The organism is Paraglaciecola aquimarina (genome assembly GCF_032464635.1).
GTDB classification, from domain to species: Bacteria; Pseudomonadota; Gammaproteobacteria; order Enterobacterales; family Alteromonadaceae; genus Paraglaciecola; species Paraglaciecola aquimarina.
Window position 1 is genome coordinate 1,498,383 of record NZ_JAWDIO010000002.1, and the last position, 15,763, is coordinate 1,514,145.

Sequence of the window (15,763 nt, forward strand, 5' to 3'; positions counted from 1 at the left end):
AATACATGGCCGGAAATATTCTAGCCATGTTTACTCAAAGTCACACCTATTACTGGGTTACACAAGTTACTTAAATTTCTTCTCAAAGAAAGACACCAATTCTGGCACCATATTCTCCGAATAACCCTGCTCTACTGCTTGTGTTAGAGTATTATTTGCTGACTTAGACATTATACTGTCGATACCTAGATCTTCTGCCATTTGGGTATAATACCCAACATCTTTAGCGGCATTCTTAATACTAAAAGCGAGATCTTTTGGATTGTTTTCAATAGCGAAACTTTTAACAAAATCCATCATTGCCGAATGTAATGGACCGGCTGACATGACGTTATAAAGGGTCTGGCGGTCTACACCCGCTTTGTCGGCCATTACAAATGCTTCAGACATGGCAGAGGCAGTGGTCATCGCAAAGAAGTTATTGATTAGTTTTATGGTATGGCCTGAGCCTAGAGAGCCTAAATAAAAGAGATTTTCAGATAAATCCTCTAATACGGGTTTGGCGATGCCAAAACCAGTTTCGTCACCAGAAGCCATAATGTTTAGCTTACCTTCAATTGCATGAGATGGTGTTCTGCCTAAGGGACCGTCAAGATAATACGCCCCGAGTTTATTCACCTTAGCCCCTATCGCTTTCGTTGAGCTAGGCAATGACGTACCGAAATCGATAACCACCTTGCCAGCACTTAAACCCGATATCACACCTTCATTACCATAAACACGTGACTCTACTGACGCTGAAGTATCCATACAAAGCATGATAATATCCGACACTTGGCTTAGTGCTTTGGCCGATTCTGCTTCTTTAGCCCCTTTTGCTAGCGCGGCATCAATAGGAGTACGAGTTCGATTACCCAGTACGGTTACCTCATATCCAAGTGATATTAAGCGGTCAACCATAGCTGCGCCCATAAGGCCTAAACCAATAAATCCAACTTTTGTATTTTTCATTTAATATCCAAATTTATCACAGTAGACACCAATAAAATGTGCCACTGCTTGCTCTACCTTCAATTAGGGTAACAAAAAATTATATCCACTCGCCAATCATTTCGCGGCGAAGAGCATGACTAAATTATGTGAAAACCAAGCGAACAATAAAATGGATAAACAGCTGAGATAAAACCAACACACCAACGTAGATGATCAAGATAATTAAGATGGGTGTCTTAATAAGGTATCTTAATAAGGTACTTCTACCGGAATGACAGAAATGGGAGCACCAGAGTAACAGGTAGCCTGGACGGAATGACGAGAGTGGGATAAACACCCCATGACACTCCTATGTCATCCCTGCATGTTGTTAGCAGGGATCCACAATGCTGAATAAGTGACATTCATGACAACAGCCAAAACCAAACCGATTCCGGCTCAAAACACTACCGGAATGACGAGGGCTCAAAACAGTACCGGAATGACGAGGGCTTAAAACAGTACCGGAATGACAGAAATGGGAGCTCCGGAGTGACAGGTAGCCGGGACGGAATGACGAGAGTGGGATAAACACCCCATGACACTCCTATGTCATCCCTGCATGTTGTTAGCAGGGATCCACAATGCTGAATAAGTGACATTCATGACAACAGCCAAAACCAAACCGATTCCGGCTCAAAACACTACCGGAATGACGAGGGCTCAAAACAGTACCGGAATGACGAGGGCTTAAAACAGTACCGGAATGACAGAAATGGGAGCTCCGGAGTGACAGGTAGCCGGGACGGAATGACGAGAGTGGGATAAACACCCCATGACACTCCTATGTCATCCCTGCATGTTGTTAGCAAGAACTAGCGGAATGACAAAGGTAAAAACGTAGAATTTTTAGTTATGTTGAAGCTATGCTGTTGACATTCCACAACTACAAATCCCCATTAAATAATTGGCTTGTTGAATGCCCAAATAGGTGCATCCGGGTAAGGCAATCTCTTATCGCTGGGAGCGCCTTAGGGCGGTTTCGGCATTAAATTAAAGACAATTATTCGATGGATGAGGAATGAGTCTGGAGCAAAGACTTTCTTGGTTACCTATTTTGCCGTTTAAAGAGAAGTCACGGGTGAAGCTGGGAGGCTTTATCAAAAAAAACAAAGGATTGCGCTGAACGAAGTCAATGCTCCTTGTGCGAAGCACATGCTCTTATCTGGTAAAACAACAAATAAACCTTGTAGTTAGCGCATAGATTATATACAATCCGCGCCGCTTAAAACAGTCACTAACTTTAGTTCCTTGTCTCTATACAGTTTGACTGTGCTGTCGAGACTACAACCGTGAGGAGCAATATGATGCGTCATTACGAAATCGTATTCATGGTTCACCCTGACCAGAGTGAACAAGTTGAGGTATGATCGAGCGTTATACCGGAATTCTTACCCAAGATGGCGGCACTATCCACCGCTTGGAAGATTGGGGCCGTCGTCAATTGGCTTACCCAATCGATAAACTTCATAAAGCCCACTATGTTCTTGTTAACGCTGAAGCGACTGCTGAAGCTGTTGAAGAGCTAGAAACTGCTTTCCGTTTTAATGATGTTGTTTTGCGTAACCTTGTTATGCGTACTAAAGCTGCTGTGACTGAACAGTCTCCAATGGCTAAAGAAGAACGTCGTGAAAAACGTGAAGAAAAATCATATGACAAGCCAGCCGCTGCTCCTGTTAAAGAAGCACCAGCTGAAGCTGCAGACGCACAAGAAGGAGACGAATAATGGCTCGTTTTTTAGACGTCGTAAGTTCTGTCGTTTTTCTGCTGAAGGTGTTGCTGAGATAGATTACAAAGACATCGCAATGTTGAAAAATTACATCACTGAAAGTGGTAAAATTGTACCTAGCCGTATCACTGGAACTAGCGCTAAATATCAGCGTCAGTTGTCAACTGCTATCAAGCGCGCGCGCTTCTTGGCATTGCTTCCATATACTGATTCTCACAAGTAATCGTAGGTAGCAAAGATGGAAATCATATTATTAGACAAGATCGCTAACCTAGGCGGCTTGGGTGACACTGTCACTGTAAAATCAGGTTATGCTCGTAACTTCTTGTTCCCACAAGGAAAAGCAGTTCCAGCTACTAAAGTAAACGTTGAAAAGTTTGAAGCACGTCGTGCTGAGCTAGAAGCAAAAATTGCTGAAGGCCTAGCTGCAGCGCAAGCTCGAGCAGAGAAAATCGCTGAGTTGGCTGAAGTGACTATCGCTTCTCCAGCTGGTGATGAAGGTAAATTGTTTGGTTCTGTCGGTACTCGCGACATTGCTGATGCAATTACTGCTGCTGGCGTTGAAGTGGTTAAATCTGAAGTTAAATTACCTACTGGTACTTTACGTGAAACGGGTGAATTCGAAATCGATTTACAAGTACACTCAGATGTAACAACAACTATCAAACTAATCATCATTCAAGAAGCTTAATTTTTAAGCCATTTGATATTTAGTGTATAAACGCCGTGTCTGGTAACAGATACGGCGTTTTTGTTTTTAAGTCAAAAGTGCTTATTCGGCTTTAGTGTGAATCTCACTCTTTTTTAACCTGAGTTCTGGATAAGAAGTATCGTTTAAGCTAAACAATCCAACATCGCTAGACAGTAAAAGAGTGTTATCGAGAGGCTTGGCTTTTCCAGGATTTAGGTTGTTTTATTTCTCTCATTGATGGAGCTAGTATGAGTGTTCGCGTACCAAGCGTTCACGCCATTCAGGATCTAGGTCTTGAGCTTCGATACACTGTAAAACCAAGGCTTGCTCCGTCTCTTTGCCTTGTACAACCTCAAGAAACTTAGCAATGCTTATGATTGGATTGGGTCGTTCGATTAGCTCAACAGTGTCATTTAGCTGTAGCGTACCCGTCGTCAGGACTCGGTAATACCAACCATGTATGGCGTGTTTTGCCACAAACTTATCTAGCTTAGGGGTTTTGAATTTCTCAGCGATTTTGAAGCAAGGCATACGAGGGCCGGATACTTGAATTCGGCATTCGCCTATTTGATAAATATCGCCAATGCATACGTTTTGTTCATGCATGCTAGCAACGCTGAGGTTTTCACCCATAGAAGCCAGGACGCGCTGTTTGGTGGAGGAGGGGATAGGCTTTAATTATCTGCTCATAGCTCTTATGAGCATACTGATGCAACGCGCGTTCAAGTCCGCCGTGATAACGTTTGTCAACTTGCACATCACCTAGTATGCCTAATTCATTGATAGTCGCGTGTTCGACTGAATGTTTATAAATGCCAGTCCGTTCATACTTAGGGCCAATTCTTTGGACTTTTGCTTGATATAAACCAATGATCTTCATGTTGTACCCATTAGTAAACTGTTTTTTTAGCCAGCAAGTCTTAGGTATTTGTCATCTTACTGATGTGTGTACGATGAATGGAAAATACTCTAATCTTGACACTTAGATTAGATAATTTAACAGTATAATATTTTCTATTCTAAGCGGCTCTTTCTACCGCGATATGTGCAAGTCCGATTAGTGCTTGTTTGTATTCAGAATCAGGTATGGATTGTAGCGCTTGTATGGCTTTTTGTGATGCATTAATGGCTTGTTGTTTGGTGTAGTCCAACGCACCCGTTTGTTGCATCGCTGTCATGATGTCTGCAAAATATTGCATACCATCACCAGATTCTATTGCTTGTTTAATTTGCGCTTGTTGTTCTGATGTACCGTGCCACATGGCGTATAGTAGAGGTAAAGTGGGTTTGCCTTCGGCTAAATCATCACCAACATTTTTACCCATTTCTTCAGGATCGGCAGCGTAATCTAAAATGTCGTCGACTAATTGAAATGCGGTGCCTAAGTATTTTCCATAATCTTGCATGGCTTGTTCAATTTGCGGAGATTGCTCGGTTAAAATGGCTGCTAACAGTGTGGCTGCTTCAAAAAGTCGAGCGGTCTTACTGTAAATGACTTGCATGTAACTTTCTTCGCTGGTGCTTGGATCGTTGCAATTCATCAACTGTAATACTTCTCCTTCGGCGATGACGTTAGTTGCATCTGAAAGTATTTCCATTACTCGCATTTTATTTAAGCTCACCATCATTTGAAACGAGCGGGTATATAAAAAGTCGCCAACCAATACACTAGCTTGATTACCAAAGACTGCGTTGGCTGTTTCTTTTCCTCGGCGCATGGTGGACTCATCAACAACGTCATCATGCAATAACGTGGCTGTGTGTATAAATTCTATTATGGCCGCCAAGGTGTGATGCTGATTAGTCTTTATATCCACTGCACGGGCCGCTAGAACGGTTAATAACGGTCTTAAACGCTTACCACCACTGTTGACAATATAAAAGCCTAATTGGTTGATGAGGGCGACGTCTGAACTGACTTGATTTTGAATTAACTCATTAACTGCCATCATATCGTCATGGGCTAGGTGGTTGATAGTTTCAAGTTTCATACTTCAGTCATTAGGCCTTTATTAAAATTGCATGTTTATTTAACATTTTATGGTCACGGATTTTACAGATTTCTATCTGGGTATCCAGTCTCAGAGCCCGTAAATAGTAGGAAAAATCGCGGTTAAATTAAAACGTCTGATATTTAACCAAATTAATTGAAAAATGATCTTGCTTGGGGGTATCCGTTCACGTACAATTCGCGCCCTGTTTTTGAATATAAGCGTCAAGTGACGCAGAGCGGAGTTTTATTATGTACGCGGTTTTCCAAAGTGGTGGCAAACAACACCGTGTGGCTGAAGGCCAAACCGTTCGCCTAGAAAAAATCGAAGTGGCTCCTGGTGAGTCTGTAGAATTCGGTGACATCTTAATGGTGAGCAATGGTGACGATATTAAAATTGGTACACCATTTGTTAGTGGTGGAAAGGTTACAGCTGAAGTTGTAACTCATGGACGTGGCGATAAAGTTAAAATCGTTAAGTTCCGTCGTCGTAAGCATTCACGTACCCAAATGGGTCACCGTCAGTGGTTCACGGAAGTGAAAATCACTGGTATTAGCGCTTAATAGGAGTATATACAAATGGCACATAAAAAAGCTGGTGGTAGTACTAACAACGGCCGTGATTCAGAAAGTAAACGCCTAGGTGTTAAGCGTTACGGTGGTGAGTCAGTTCTAGCTGGTAACATTATTGTTCGTCAACGTGGTACTAAATTCCACGCCGGTAACAATATGGGTATTGGTAAAGATCATACTTTATTTGCATTGTCTGATGGCAAAGTGCAATTCGAAGTAAAAGGTCCTAAAAATCGTAAATTTGTAAGCATCGTTGCTGAATAATTAACGAAAAAGATATTTTAGAAGCCCCGCTTTATGCGGGGCTTTTTTGTTTAAGTCCCAAAAATAGTCTGCACTGCAATTTTTAGTACTAGCAGACTATACTCGGTAAAATTAAGTTTTATTCAAGGTGTTAGTAAGTCATGAAATTTGTAGATGAAGCTGAGATCCGTATCGAAGCGGGTGACGGTGGTAATGGTGTTGTTGGTTTTCGTCGTGAAAAATATGTACCTGATGGTGGACCCGATGGTGGAGATGGCGGCGATGGCGGCAGCGTTTACTTAGTTGCAGACGAAAACTTAAATACCTTGATTGATTATCGTTTTGAGCGTTTTCACCGTGCAGAGCGTGGTAAAAATGGCCAAAGTGCGAACTGTACAGGGCGCGGTGGTGCTGACTTAGAGATCAAAGTACCAGTCGGTACGCGAGCGACGGACATAGATACTGGTGAATTACTCGGTGATTTAACGAAACATACACAGCGTATGAAAGTTGGCCAAGGAGGCTACCACGGATTAGGCAACGCTCGGTTTAAAACGAGTACTAACCGTGCGCCTAGGCAAAAAACGAATGGTACGCCTGGAGAAATTCGCAACCTCAAATTAGAGCTAATGTTGTTAGCCGATGTGGGGATGTTGGGTATGCCGAATGCAGGTAAGTCTACGTTTATTCGCAGTGTATCTGCGGCTAAGCCCAAAGTGGCTGATTATCCGTTTACCACTTTAGTTCCCAATTTGGGTGTAGTTCGTTTAGATGCCATGCGCAGTTTTGTTGTGGCGGATATTACTGGCCTAATTGAAGGGGCTGCTGATGGGGCCGGATTAGGTGTGCAGTTTTTAAAGCATCTAGAGCGCTGTCGTGTACTTATACATTTGGTCGATCTCATGCCGGCAGATGGTTCTGATCCTGTTGACAATGCCCGAGCCATTATTTCTGAACTAGAAAAATATAGTCCCAAGCTAGCTTCTAAACCTCGTTGGCTAGTATTTAACAAAGTCGATTTGATGTTTGAAGATGAAGCAGATGAGCTATGCAAAAAAATTGCTGCTGAGCTGGAGTGGGATGATGAATACTATAAAATATCAGCCTTCCAAAAATTAGGCACGCAAGAACTTTGTCTAAAAGCGATGGACTTCATTGAGCAATTACCAGAAGAAATTGAATTGCCAGATGAAGAGCAGGACTCAGGCTTTAAGTGGGATACTTACCACCAAGATGCTATTGAGGATGCCTATGACGATGAAGACGACGATGATTTTGATGAAGACGACGGCTTCGAAGTGGTTTATACCAAAGAATAAATTACAGTAGCCAGAAATTCATTTCTGGCTTTTTTTTATATACTAGTTTCTTTTCATTCAGCTCTTACCCAACCAAAAGAACCGTAAATATGCTCATATCAATGATTGCTGCTATGGCGAATAATCGCGTCATCGGTGCCAATAACGCTATGCCTTGGCATTTGCCCGCTGATCTAAAACACTTTAAGAGAACAACCTTAGGTAAACCCATTATTATGGGTCGTAAAACTTATGAATCTATAGGTAGGGCGTTACCTTGGTCGTTTAAATATTGTGATTAGCAGCAACCCGAGTTACGTGCTCGAAGACGCAACAGTAGTTGGCAGTTGCGACCAAGCATTGCAACTTGCAAATGAACACCTATCTACACGAGACAAAAATGCACAAGAAGTGATGATTATTGGTGGTGGTACGATCTATCAGCATTTTTTGTCTTTTTGTCACAGGTTGTACCTAACTCAAATCGATTTAGATGTTGAAGGCGACACTGAATTTCCAGATTTCAATGCTGACTATCAATGGCAAGAACTCGAAAGTGAAGCATTTATTGCTGACCAAGATAATCCTCTTGCTTACAAGTTCGTTACTCTGCAGAAACGGGCTGATTAGGTTTTTTTAGTAACGTAAATGTATACGCATAACCATAAATAGCAGTAATTAAAATGCTCGGTGTAACTGTTAACCATAGGTTAGGTGTGTGGTTCAACACATTGACACCAATAGCAATACTACCTTGCATAAGTATTGGTAAAATAGGGGCAAATAAAGAGCCAGGTAGAGCATTGTTATTCAAATAACTAGCTGAGTTATCTAGCGCATTTTTAAAGGTTTTAAAAATCGCAATATTTTGCGTGGTTTTTGAATGCACAGTGCAAATAATGGGGACGATAAATATAAGTGAAAAACTGTTTTTACCAAATTTAGCGACTGATTTTTCTAGAATATAGGTAAATAACAGCGTGACTGTTGCGCTTAAAGAGCCTTGCACTAACGCGGAGCGTAATACCAATTCTTGGTCATTGGTCGCCATGCTATTGGCCCAATAAGACCAAGCGAAATAAAAAGCGAAAGATACGACGGCGGATATTGTTAATCTGATGGTGGAAGGAGACATAAGGTTTCACTAAATTTTCCGACAATGGATGGATATTATCGTGATTTAGAAAAAACCTGAATGACTTTATAAAAAAGCCTCCGAAGAGGCTTTTAAATTATCAATGAACAATAGACTAAACTACTTCATTGTAATGGCTATGTTAATTTGTTGAAAATAGCCTCTAGGTTTAATCCCTTGTGGCCTAACATGTCTCTCAGTCTGCGTAGGGCTTCTACTTGAATTTGGCGAACACGCTCTCGTGTTAAACCAATTTCAGCGCCCACTCTTTCTAGGGTAGAAGGCTCATAACCCAATAAACCAAAACGCCTTGCCAATACTTCTCTTTGCTTAGGGTTTAAGTCTTCTAACCAACTAAGAATGCTTGTTTTGATGTCTGAATCTTGTAACTCTTCTTCTGGCCCATGACCTTTTTGGTCAGCGATGACATCTAATAGAGCTTTGTCATTGTCACCACTTATTGGGGTGTCAACCGAAGTGATTCTTTCATTTAGACGTAACATTTTAGACACATCAGCAACAGGTCTATCGAGGGCTTCAGCGATTTCTTCAGCTGTAGGCTCATGATCTAGTTGCTGGGCTAGATCTCTTGCCGCTCGTAGATATACGTTTAATTCTTTAACTACATGAATAGGTAAGCGTATGGTGCGAGTTTGATTCATTATCGCTCGTTCGATGGTTTGCCTGATCCACCAAGTGGCATAAGTAGAAAAGCGAAACCCTCTTTCAGGATCAAATTTTTCTACCGCTCTAATTAAACCAAGGTTGCCTTCTTCAACTAAATCTAACAATGCCAAACCACGATTGTTGTAACGTCTGGCTATCTTAACAACTAATCGTAAATTGCTTACGATCATGCGTTTGCGTGAGGCTTCGTCACCTTTCAATGCTCTACGGGAAAAGTAAACTTCTTCTTCCGCGGAGAGTAAGGGAGAAAATCCTATTTCACCTAAATACAATTGGGTGGCGTCGAGATTCTTTTTGTTACCTTCTGAGGACGATAATATCTCTTCTAGCTGTTCACTATCAGACTTTTCTGTTTTAGCAAGTTCTTGCTCAACGGCTGCTTCAATGTCGGCGAACGGATTAATTTCTACTTCAACTGTTTTTTCTTGACTCATAATATATGACTCCTTAACTGTCGTTGTTTTTTTAACTTCTCCTAATTCGTATTTTATAATTTATTGTTATTATCGCTTGGGTAGGTAATTCAAAGGATTAATCGACTTACCTTTGTACCTGACTTCAAAATGAAGTTTAACCTTATCGGTCCCACTACTACCCATATTAGCAATATGCTGGCCTCGCTTGACCCATTGCTGTTCTTTTACTAGTAACTGACTATTATGCGCATAAGCTGATAAATAAGCTTCAGAATGTTTAATAATAATAAGGTTACCAAACCCACGTAATGCTTTGCCCGTGTAGACAACTTTTCCATCAGCGGCAGCCAAAATTGGTTCACCTAATTTTCCTGAAAAGTCCAAGCCTTTGTTTCCATTTTCTTTGGCAGAGAAACCTTCAGAAACTGGTTTTGACGTAGGCCAACCCCACAACTTTACTTGGTTAGGAAATTTGCCGACAGAGGATTCAGTTGAATCGCTGTTAACATTGTCTTCACTTTCACCATACGCCTGCTTTTTAGGCAGGTCAACCGCTTTCTTACGGACTTTTTGAGGTGGTTTTTGGACCCGTGAACGAGCCGTTTTTTGAAAATAAATTGTTTGATCAGGATAGATGTTATAAGGCTTTTTAATGCCATTTAATTTAGCCAACTCTTGGTAATCTTTGCCTGAGTACCAAGCTATCGAAAATAAAGTGTCGCCTTTATTTACCACATATTTTGTCGGTTTTGGGTGTTCAGCTTGAAAATCAATGTAGGTTTTACCTTGATAAAGTTCTATTACAGGCGCGGGTTGAGAGCGATTGGTGCAACTAGATGCAAGCAAGCCAAGGCAGAAGATTAAGATGCTTCCGCTGTGTAAACGAACTGATTTAAACCATTTTAACATCAAGTTTGTTTCGCTTTTGGTCCCATATTTTCAAGTAAACCTACCATCAATAGCCCCAAGATGGCTAAGCCTATTGAAGGCAAAAGGTAAGCTGGCTGGCTTGTTAGTATTTCAAATTGTTGAGGCAGAACATTATCTTGAACTAAAGGGATTTCCTTACCATGGCGATCTATTACTGATTCTATGGTGTGTTTCCATGGCCACACTTTATTCAATGAGCCAAGCATAAACCCACCCAGAAGAGCCAACGTTAAGGTTTTGTAGTGCTTAAACATCCAGCTAAGGACATGTGAAAAGCTTAACAAGCCGGTAACGCAACCTAAAGCAAATATACCGAGTGTGACTACTTGAAAATCTTTGACAGCACTGAGCATCGGAGCGTACATGCCAAGCAATAACAATAGAAAGCTACCTGAAATACCGGGTAATATCATGGCACATATTGCGATCATGCCAGAGATAAATACAATGAAAGGAGTCGATTCAATGGTGGTTGGGCTGATAGTGGTAATATAAAACGCGGCTAAAGTACCTATAGAAAAGGTTAATACTAGTCCTATATCCCATTTGGGGATATGTCTGATGAGAGACCAAACAGCGGCTAATATTAAGCCAAAAAAGAACGACCATAAGAGCACCGGGTATTCTGCCAATAAAAATAAAACGACTCTGGAAATTGTCAATATACTCAATACAATGCCGGTAAATAAGGTCAGCAAAAAATTACCGTTTATGTGTTGCCATGTAGCGGCTATCCCTTGAGAAAACAGTACTTTTAAAGCTGAAGGGCCACATTGTTTCAATGAGCCTATAAGTTCTTCGTATATTCCTGTCATAAAAGCAATGGTACCACCCGATACGCTCAGGAACTGCGTCGGCAGCTCCCATTAACACGCCACGAGCGGCTAAGCCAACGTAGCCAGCTTTATTTCTTAGGGTTTTCAAATGATGTCTCCTGCCACTAAAGGAACAAACCTTACGGCTTCAATTATTTTGGACTCAAATTCATCGCCTTTGCGGGTGATGCAGTGTAGTTGTTGAGTTGACTCACCAACGGGTATAATCAATCGACCACCGTCGTTTAATTGTTGATAGAGTTTTTCTGGCATAGAGCTCGCTGCTGCGGTGACAATAATGGCATCGTAAGGACCTTTACTAGACCAGCCTTGCCAGCCATCGCCGTGTTTCATTTTCACATTGTGTAAATCCAATTGATTCATACGACGTTTGGCTTGAAATTGTAGGGTTTTGATCCTCTCTACAGAATAAACGTTGGCAAATAGTTGCGCTAAGACTGCCGTTTGATAACCTGAGCCCGTGCCTATTTCTAATATAGACTGAGGCTCGTTTTCCGACTCTAACAATAACTCTGTCATGCGAGCAACGATGTAGGGTTGCGAAATGGTTTGACCTTGACCTATGGGAAGGGCCGTATTTTGATAGGCTTTGTGTCGCAAAGCGTCAGGCAGAAAAAACTCTCTTGGAATGTTAGCTATGGCAGCTAACACTTGCGTGTTCTTAATGCCTTCTGTGTGTAATAGTTGGGCAAGGGTTTCACCTTTTCGTAAGGTATTTCTCATGTTATTGACGTTCCGTATTTAGTGCTACTAAGCGCGACTTCTTATTTTTAAATATTTTTTATCCATTGGGATAATGCTTTGAGGCTATCATAAGCCGTCATATCTATTGATAAAGGAGTTACCGAGCAATACCCATGGGCTATTGCGTGAAAATCAGTACCTTTTCCTGCGTCTAGCTCTGGTCCCACCCCTCCATACCAATAAATATCTTTACCTGTCGGATCTTGTGCTTTAGTCATATTCTCGGCCTGATGACGCTTACCTTGACGGGTGGCTTGGATGCCTTGTATTTGATCGTGTGCTAAATCAGGTACGTTGACATTCAAAATTTGGTCGGCCGGTAATGGATGTTCAACCAGTAAGTTAATGATATCAGTAACGCATTTTGCTGCGCTGCAAAAATGTGTTGGGTTTCTACCGGCAAGGGATACTGCAATAGCAGGCAATCCCATGTGTCTACCTTCTGTGGCCGCGGCAACTGTTCCTGAATATATGACATCATCGCCTAAATTCGCACCGTGATTAATCCCAGATACCACCAATTCTGGTGGTCGCGTTAATAATTGATTAATGCCTAAATGTACGCAGTCAGATGGGGTGCCATTAACGGCGTAAAAACCATTGTCCATTTGTTGCACTCTCAGGGGCGTTTGAATTGACAATGCATTACTAGAGGCACTGCAATTTCGATCTGGGGCAATGACGGTTACCTGATGCTGCTGACTAAGTTGATAGTATAAGGCCGATAACCCCTTAGCAAATACTCCGTCGTCGTTGCTTAATAGAATATTCACAATTGGACTGTTTCCCTATGTTGGTATGTGTCCAGTACTTCTCTTAACACGGAAGTTGCAAAAGTACCTGAGGGTAACGAGAAGGCAATATTTAGCGTATCGTCTATTATGCTCCATTGCATATTCTGCGGGAAAAGCTGCACGGCTCTTCTTTCTTGCTTTAAACCTAAAGATGCAAGAGTAGAGGTGATGGTGGAATATTGCTCGGCGACTTCACGCTCTAAGGTTAGCGCATCAAATTGACTGGCTAATTCTCCCTCTCCCCATAGCGGTGCAGACAAATAAATATCTTGTTCACTAAGCCTGTCTAATGTTGTGGGATCTATGTCATCGCAGCAAAAGAAACTATTGCTGCCTGCAAGTTGCATCACGTCACCACGAATAGGTTTATCTAGTCGCCCTTGCTTGAGCCTATTGTCAAGCATTTGGTTAAACAGCCAAGAGCGCAATGCCGATATAGCCATAGAGCGTTTATTACGATTCTTTATTGTTTCGCCTTGTACCATTTTTTCGGCCAACACTAAGTTGCCACCACGAGGGTCGTAACGGGTATCCCCAAACCTTTGAGAACCATAATAATTGGGCACACCCGTTTGGCTTATTTGTTGTAAGCGTTGTTCAATGCCGATGTTTGAGGTGAGGTGACGAAGCGTGATGTTAAAGCGGTTTCCTTTCAATACACCTGTTCTGAGTTTTTTGTTATGCCTAATAGACTTGAGAATTTTAGCGCCTGGTTCATCAAACAAATCCCAAGCAAAACTTGCTTTGCCAGGAACATGAACACTAAACCATTGTTGAGTGTATGCATGTTTGTCTTTTCGGCCTGCGTAAGTGACATTGCGCAGAGGTTGCTGACAAAATTTTGCGATTTGTTCTGCAAGATAGGCGGTATTTAAGCCGGTTTTTTCTACCCACAAATAAATATGTTCCCCTTCACCAATAGGCTCATAGCCTAAAATCTCAGTGACTTGGAAATCTTCAGCTTGAGATTTCAGCTGGCCCGAAACGGCTAGCGTTGGGTATTGGTAAGCCCAGTGGTCAGTATTTAACAAGTTTAGGTTTCACTCTTGGTTAACAAGACAACCGCATAGGTGGCAATGCCTTCTTTACGCCCTGCAAAGCCGAGCTTTTCTGTTGTGGTTGCTTTCACATTTACCTGGCTAATGTCTGCCGCTAAATCATCGGCAATGAATTGACGCATTGCTTCAATATGCGGGGCCATTTTGGGGGCTTGTGCCACGATAGTGAGATCTATATTTCCTATGGAGTATTGGCGTTCTGTAACCAACGTATAAACATGCCTAAGTAACTCTCTGCTATCTACGCCCGACAAATTAGGATCCGTATCTGGAAAGTGTTTCCCTATGTCTCCTAAAGCTAAAGCTCCTAATAATGCATCACATAAAGCATGAAGCGCGACGTCACCATCTGAATGAGCTAATAAACCTTGGTCACAGGGGATGTTTACTCCGCCAATAGTGATTGGTCCGCTACCGCCGAATTTGTGTACGTCGTAGCCATGGCCAATTCGAATTGTCATGTATGATCCTTAAAATGTGCTTGGTTAGCTTGTTGTGATAAATAAAACTCAGCTAACATTAAATCTTCTGGTTTGGTTACTTTAATATTCGAAGCGCTACCTTCTACTAAAAGCACGTTTTGATTCACAAATTCTATTGCTGATGCTTCATCAGTGATAGGTACATGTTTTTGTTGCGCTTCAATTAAGGCGCTTTTCAACTGTTGAAGCGGAAAAAGTTGTGGAGTCAACGCGTGCCATAAGTTATCACGAGACTCAGTATGGGCAATGGTGCCGTTTGAGTCGCCACGTTTCATTGTGTCTCGTACTGGACTTGCTAATATTCCGCCAGTTTCACCGGACTTGGTCAGAGCCAACAAATTCGATAAGTCATCATGTTTTAAACAAGGTCTTGCAGCATCGTGTACTAAAACCCATTTTTCTTGTGCTGATAAATACTGCAATCCAGCTAGCACTGAATCTGCTCGTTCCTTACCTCCTAGTGTAGTTTTCACTCTAGGGTTTGAGGCTAAAGGTAAGGTTTGGAAAATTGTATCGTTGCTACTTAGTACAATGACTACATAACTGACATTAGGGTGGCTTAATAGGCTTGTTATAGTGTGTTCTATGATGGTTTTACCCAGGATCACTAAATACTGTTTGGGAATATCAGATTGCATACGCTTGCCTATACCGGCTGCGGGCAATATCACTGGAAATTGAGAGGTCGTAGACATGTTTATTGTTCAGATGGCAAAATACGGTAAAACGTTTCGCCTTGTTTGATAAGCCCCAAGCCATTTCTCGCTTTTTCTTCAGCAGCATCTAAGCCCATCTTAAGGTCTTGGATATCTGCTTTGATTAAATTGTTGCGTTGCTCAAGGTTAGAGTTTTGGATAATTTGTATCGCTACTTCTTCTTTCTTTAGCATAAAATCAGGAACACTATTTTTGCCAAACCATAAACGATACTGCAGCATACTGAGCAGGCATATTAAAATAGCGGTAACCCATTTCACTTTTTAGCCTCCCAGATGTTTTAGTTATCGTATTATGCCGACGTTTTAAGGCCTTGGAAAGAGTTTTACAGCTTTTGTTAGTGGCACTTTTATGAATTTGCATAGGTCTTGAAGAATGCCAGAATTAACGTCAAGGTTGGGAGTGAAAAAATCTATACAACTTGAGTTCTAGCCTTAGACATAAGACCAGTCAAAGTAAAATCAGTATT

19 protein-coding genes and 2 pseudogenes are annotated in these 15,763 nt (G+C 41.7%); 7 read left to right on the top strand and 14 right to left on the bottom strand.

The annotated features are described in order from the left end of the window. Positions 1-66 precede the first annotated feature (66 nt). On the bottom strand, positions 67-951 hold the full coding sequence (locus RS130_RS07790) for an NAD(P)-dependent oxidoreductase (protein WP_316025486.1): 885 nt from the start codon (positions 949-951) through the stop codon (positions 67-69). Positions 952-2,279: 1,328 nt separating this feature from the next. Between RS130_RS07790 and rpsF the strand changes: the two are divergent. The 3 genes and pseudogenes from rpsF to rplI all read left to right on the top strand — a co-directional run bounded on the left by rpsF (position 2,280) and on the right by rplI (position 3,392). Next, positions 2,280-2,698, top strand: a pseudogene (gene rpsF, locus RS130_RS07795) (30S ribosomal protein S6). Continuing rightward, positions 2,670-2,924: a 30S ribosomal protein S18 gene (rpsR, locus tag RS130_RS07800; protein ID WP_316028000.1), complete on the top strand. Its 255-nt coding sequence runs from the start codon at positions 2,670-2,672 to the stop codon at positions 2,922-2,924. The pseudogene rpsF and the gene rpsR overlap by 29 nt, the downstream one beginning before the upstream one ends. Positions 2,925-2,939: 15 nt before the next feature. Continuing rightward, positions 2,940-3,392, top strand: coding sequence for a 50S ribosomal protein L9 (gene rplI, locus RS130_RS07805; protein ID WP_316025487.1), 453 nt, complete (start codon positions 2,940-2,942; stop codon positions 3,390-3,392). Positions 3,393-3,635: 243 nt separating this feature from the next. On the opposite strand, the gene RS130_RS07810 is transcribed toward rplI, so the two are convergent. The 3 genes from RS130_RS07810 to ispB form a co-directional block, all read right to left on the bottom strand. Next, the gene (locus RS130_RS07810; protein ID WP_316025488.1) at positions 3,636-3,998 is read right to left on the bottom strand and encodes an MOSC domain-containing protein; all 363 of its coding nucleotides are present in this window, start codon (positions 3,996-3,998) and stop codon (positions 3,636-3,638) included. Positions 3,999-4,017: 19 nt separating this feature from the next. After that, complete coding sequence (locus RS130_RS07815) at positions 4,018-4,272, bottom strand: hypothetical protein (protein ID WP_316025489.1); 255 nt, start codon at positions 4,270-4,272, stop codon at positions 4,018-4,020. Positions 4,273-4,411: 139 nt separating this feature from the next. Beyond that, on the bottom strand, positions 4,412-5,383 hold the full coding sequence (gene ispB / locus RS130_RS07820; protein WP_316025490.1) for an octaprenyl diphosphate synthase: 972 nt from the start codon (positions 5,381-5,383) through the stop codon (positions 4,412-4,414). 251 nt (positions 5,384-5,634) lie between these two features. On the opposite strand from ispB, the gene rplU reads away from it, so the two are divergent. The 4 genes and pseudogenes from rplU (at position 5,635) to folA (ending at position 8,126) form a co-directional block, all read left to right on the top strand. Further along, on the top strand, positions 5,635-5,946 hold the full coding sequence (gene rplU, locus RS130_RS07825; RefSeq protein ID WP_158966651.1) for a 50S ribosomal protein L21: 312 nt from the start codon (positions 5,635-5,637) through the stop codon (positions 5,944-5,946). 15 nt (positions 5,947-5,961) lie between these two features. Beyond that, positions 5,962-6,219, top strand: coding sequence for a 50S ribosomal protein L27 (rpmA, locus tag RS130_RS07830; RefSeq protein ID WP_133471404.1), 258 nt, complete (start codon positions 5,962-5,964; stop codon positions 6,217-6,219). A gap of 140 nt (positions 6,220-6,359) precedes the next feature. Further along, positions 6,360-7,517 (top strand): Obg family GTPase CgtA, encoded by a 1,158-nt coding sequence (cgtA, locus tag RS130_RS07835; RefSeq protein WP_316025491.1) that lies wholly within the window; start codon positions 6,360-6,362, stop codon positions 7,515-7,517. Between the two features lie 101 nt (positions 7,518-7,618). Beyond that, positions 7,619-8,126: pseudogene (gene folA, locus RS130_RS07840) on the top strand (type 3 dihydrofolate reductase). Here the strand turns inward: folA and RS130_RS07845 are convergent. The 10 genes from RS130_RS07845 to ftsB form a co-directional block, all read right to left on the bottom strand. Beyond that, the gene (locus tag RS130_RS07845) at positions 8,101-8,631 is read right to left on the bottom strand and encodes a hypothetical protein (protein ID WP_316025492.1); all 531 of its coding nucleotides are present in this window, start codon (positions 8,629-8,631) and stop codon (positions 8,101-8,103) included. The pseudogene folA and the gene RS130_RS07845 overlap by 26 nt on opposite strands. Positions 8,632-8,768: 137 nt before the next feature. Next, on the bottom strand, positions 8,769-9,752 hold the full coding sequence (rpoS, locus tag RS130_RS07850) for an RNA polymerase sigma factor RpoS (RefSeq protein ID WP_316025493.1): 984 nt from the start codon (positions 9,750-9,752) through the stop codon (positions 8,769-8,771). Between the two features lie 69 nt (positions 9,753-9,821). Continuing rightward, positions 9,822-10,643, bottom strand: a complete 822-nt coding sequence (locus RS130_RS07855) for a peptidoglycan DD-metalloendopeptidase family protein (protein WP_316025494.1) — start codon at positions 10,641-10,643, stop codon at positions 9,822-9,824. Continuing rightward, the gene (locus RS130_RS07860; RefSeq protein ID WP_316025495.1) at positions 10,643-11,479 is read right to left on the bottom strand and encodes a DUF368 domain-containing protein; all 837 of its coding nucleotides are present in this window, start codon (positions 11,477-11,479) and stop codon (positions 10,643-10,645) included. The genes RS130_RS07855 and RS130_RS07860 overlap by 1 nt, the downstream gene beginning before the upstream one ends. Positions 11,480-11,584: 105 nt before the next feature. Then, positions 11,585-12,223, bottom strand: coding sequence for a protein-L-isoaspartate(D-aspartate) O-methyltransferase (locus RS130_RS07865; protein WP_316025496.1), 639 nt, complete (start codon positions 12,221-12,223; stop codon positions 11,585-11,587). Positions 12,224-12,270: 47 nt separating this feature from the next. Next, positions 12,271-13,017, bottom strand: coding sequence for a 5'/3'-nucleotidase SurE (gene surE / locus RS130_RS07870; RefSeq protein ID WP_316025497.1), 747 nt, complete (start codon positions 13,015-13,017; stop codon positions 12,271-12,273). Then, positions 13,014-14,069, bottom strand: a complete 1,056-nt coding sequence (truD, locus tag RS130_RS07875; RefSeq protein ID WP_316025498.1) for a tRNA pseudouridine(13) synthase TruD — start codon at positions 14,067-14,069, stop codon at positions 13,014-13,016. The genes surE and truD overlap by 4 nt, the downstream gene beginning before the upstream one ends. A gap of 2 nt (positions 14,070-14,071) precedes the next feature. Beyond that, positions 14,072-14,557: a 2-C-methyl-D-erythritol 2,4-cyclodiphosphate synthase gene (gene ispF, locus RS130_RS07880; RefSeq protein ID WP_316025499.1), complete on the bottom strand. Its 486-nt coding sequence runs from the start codon at positions 14,555-14,557 to the stop codon at positions 14,072-14,074. After that, positions 14,554-15,273: a 2-C-methyl-D-erythritol 4-phosphate cytidylyltransferase gene (ispD, locus tag RS130_RS07885; protein WP_316025500.1), complete on the bottom strand. Its 720-nt coding sequence runs from the start codon at positions 15,271-15,273 to the stop codon at positions 14,554-14,556. The genes ispF and ispD overlap by 4 nt, the downstream gene beginning before the upstream one ends. A gap of 2 nt (positions 15,274-15,275) precedes the next feature. Next, positions 15,276-15,554, bottom strand: a complete 279-nt coding sequence (gene ftsB / locus RS130_RS07890; protein ID WP_316025501.1) for a cell division protein FtsB — start codon at positions 15,552-15,554, stop codon at positions 15,276-15,278. Positions 15,555-15,763 lie beyond the last annotated feature (209 nt).

Bases quoted from the DNA above. Each gene is read 5' to 3' on its own strand.
- RS130_RS07790 (WP_316025486.1), bottom strand. From the start codon at position 951: ATGAAAAATACAAAAGTTGGATTTATTGGTTTAGGCCTTATGGGCGCA.
- rplI (WP_316025487.1), top strand. From the start codon at position 2,940: ATGGAAATCATATTATTAGACAAGATCGCTAACCTAGGCGGCTTGGGT.
- RS130_RS07810 (WP_316025488.1), bottom strand. From the start codon at position 3,998: ATGCATGAACAAAACGTATGCATTGGCGATATTTATCAAATAGGCGAA.
- RS130_RS07815 (WP_316025489.1), bottom strand. From the start codon at position 4,272: ATGAAGATCATTGGTTTATATCAAGCAAAAGTCCAAAGAATTGGCCCT.
- ispB (WP_316025490.1), bottom strand. From the start codon at position 5,383: ATGAAACTTGAAACTATCAACCACCTAGCCCATGACGATATGATGGCA.
- rplU (WP_158966651.1), top strand. From the start codon at position 5,635: ATGTACGCGGTTTTCCAAAGTGGTGGCAAACAACACCGTGTGGCTGAA.
- rpmA (WP_133471404.1), top strand. From the start codon at position 5,962: ATGGCACATAAAAAAGCTGGTGGTAGTACTAACAACGGCCGTGATTCA.
- cgtA (WP_316025491.1), top strand. From the start codon at position 6,360: ATGAAATTTGTAGATGAAGCTGAGATCCGTATCGAAGCGGGTGACGGT.
- RS130_RS07845 (WP_316025492.1), bottom strand. From the start codon at position 8,631: ATGTCTCCTTCCACCATCAGATTAACAATATCCGCCGTCGTATCTTTC.
- rpoS (WP_316025493.1), bottom strand. From the start codon at position 9,752: ATGAGTCAAGAAAAAACAGTTGAAGTAGAAATTAATCCGTTCGCCGAC.
- RS130_RS07855 (WP_316025494.1), bottom strand. From the start codon at position 10,643: ATGTTAAAATGGTTTAAATCAGTTCGTTTACACAGCGGAAGCATCTTA.
- RS130_RS07860 (WP_316025495.1), bottom strand. From the start codon at position 11,479: ATGACAGGAATATACGAAGAACTTATAGGCTCATTGAAACAATGTGGC.
- RS130_RS07865 (WP_316025496.1), bottom strand. From the start codon at position 12,223: ATGAGAAATACCTTACGAAAAGGTGAAACCCTTGCCCAACTATTACAC.
- ispF (WP_316025499.1), bottom strand. From the start codon at position 14,557: ATGACAATTCGAATTGGCCATGGCTACGACGTACACAAATTCGGCGGT.
- ispD (WP_316025500.1), bottom strand. From the start codon at position 15,273: ATGTCTACGACCTCTCAATTTCCAGTGATATTGCCCGCAGCCGGTATA.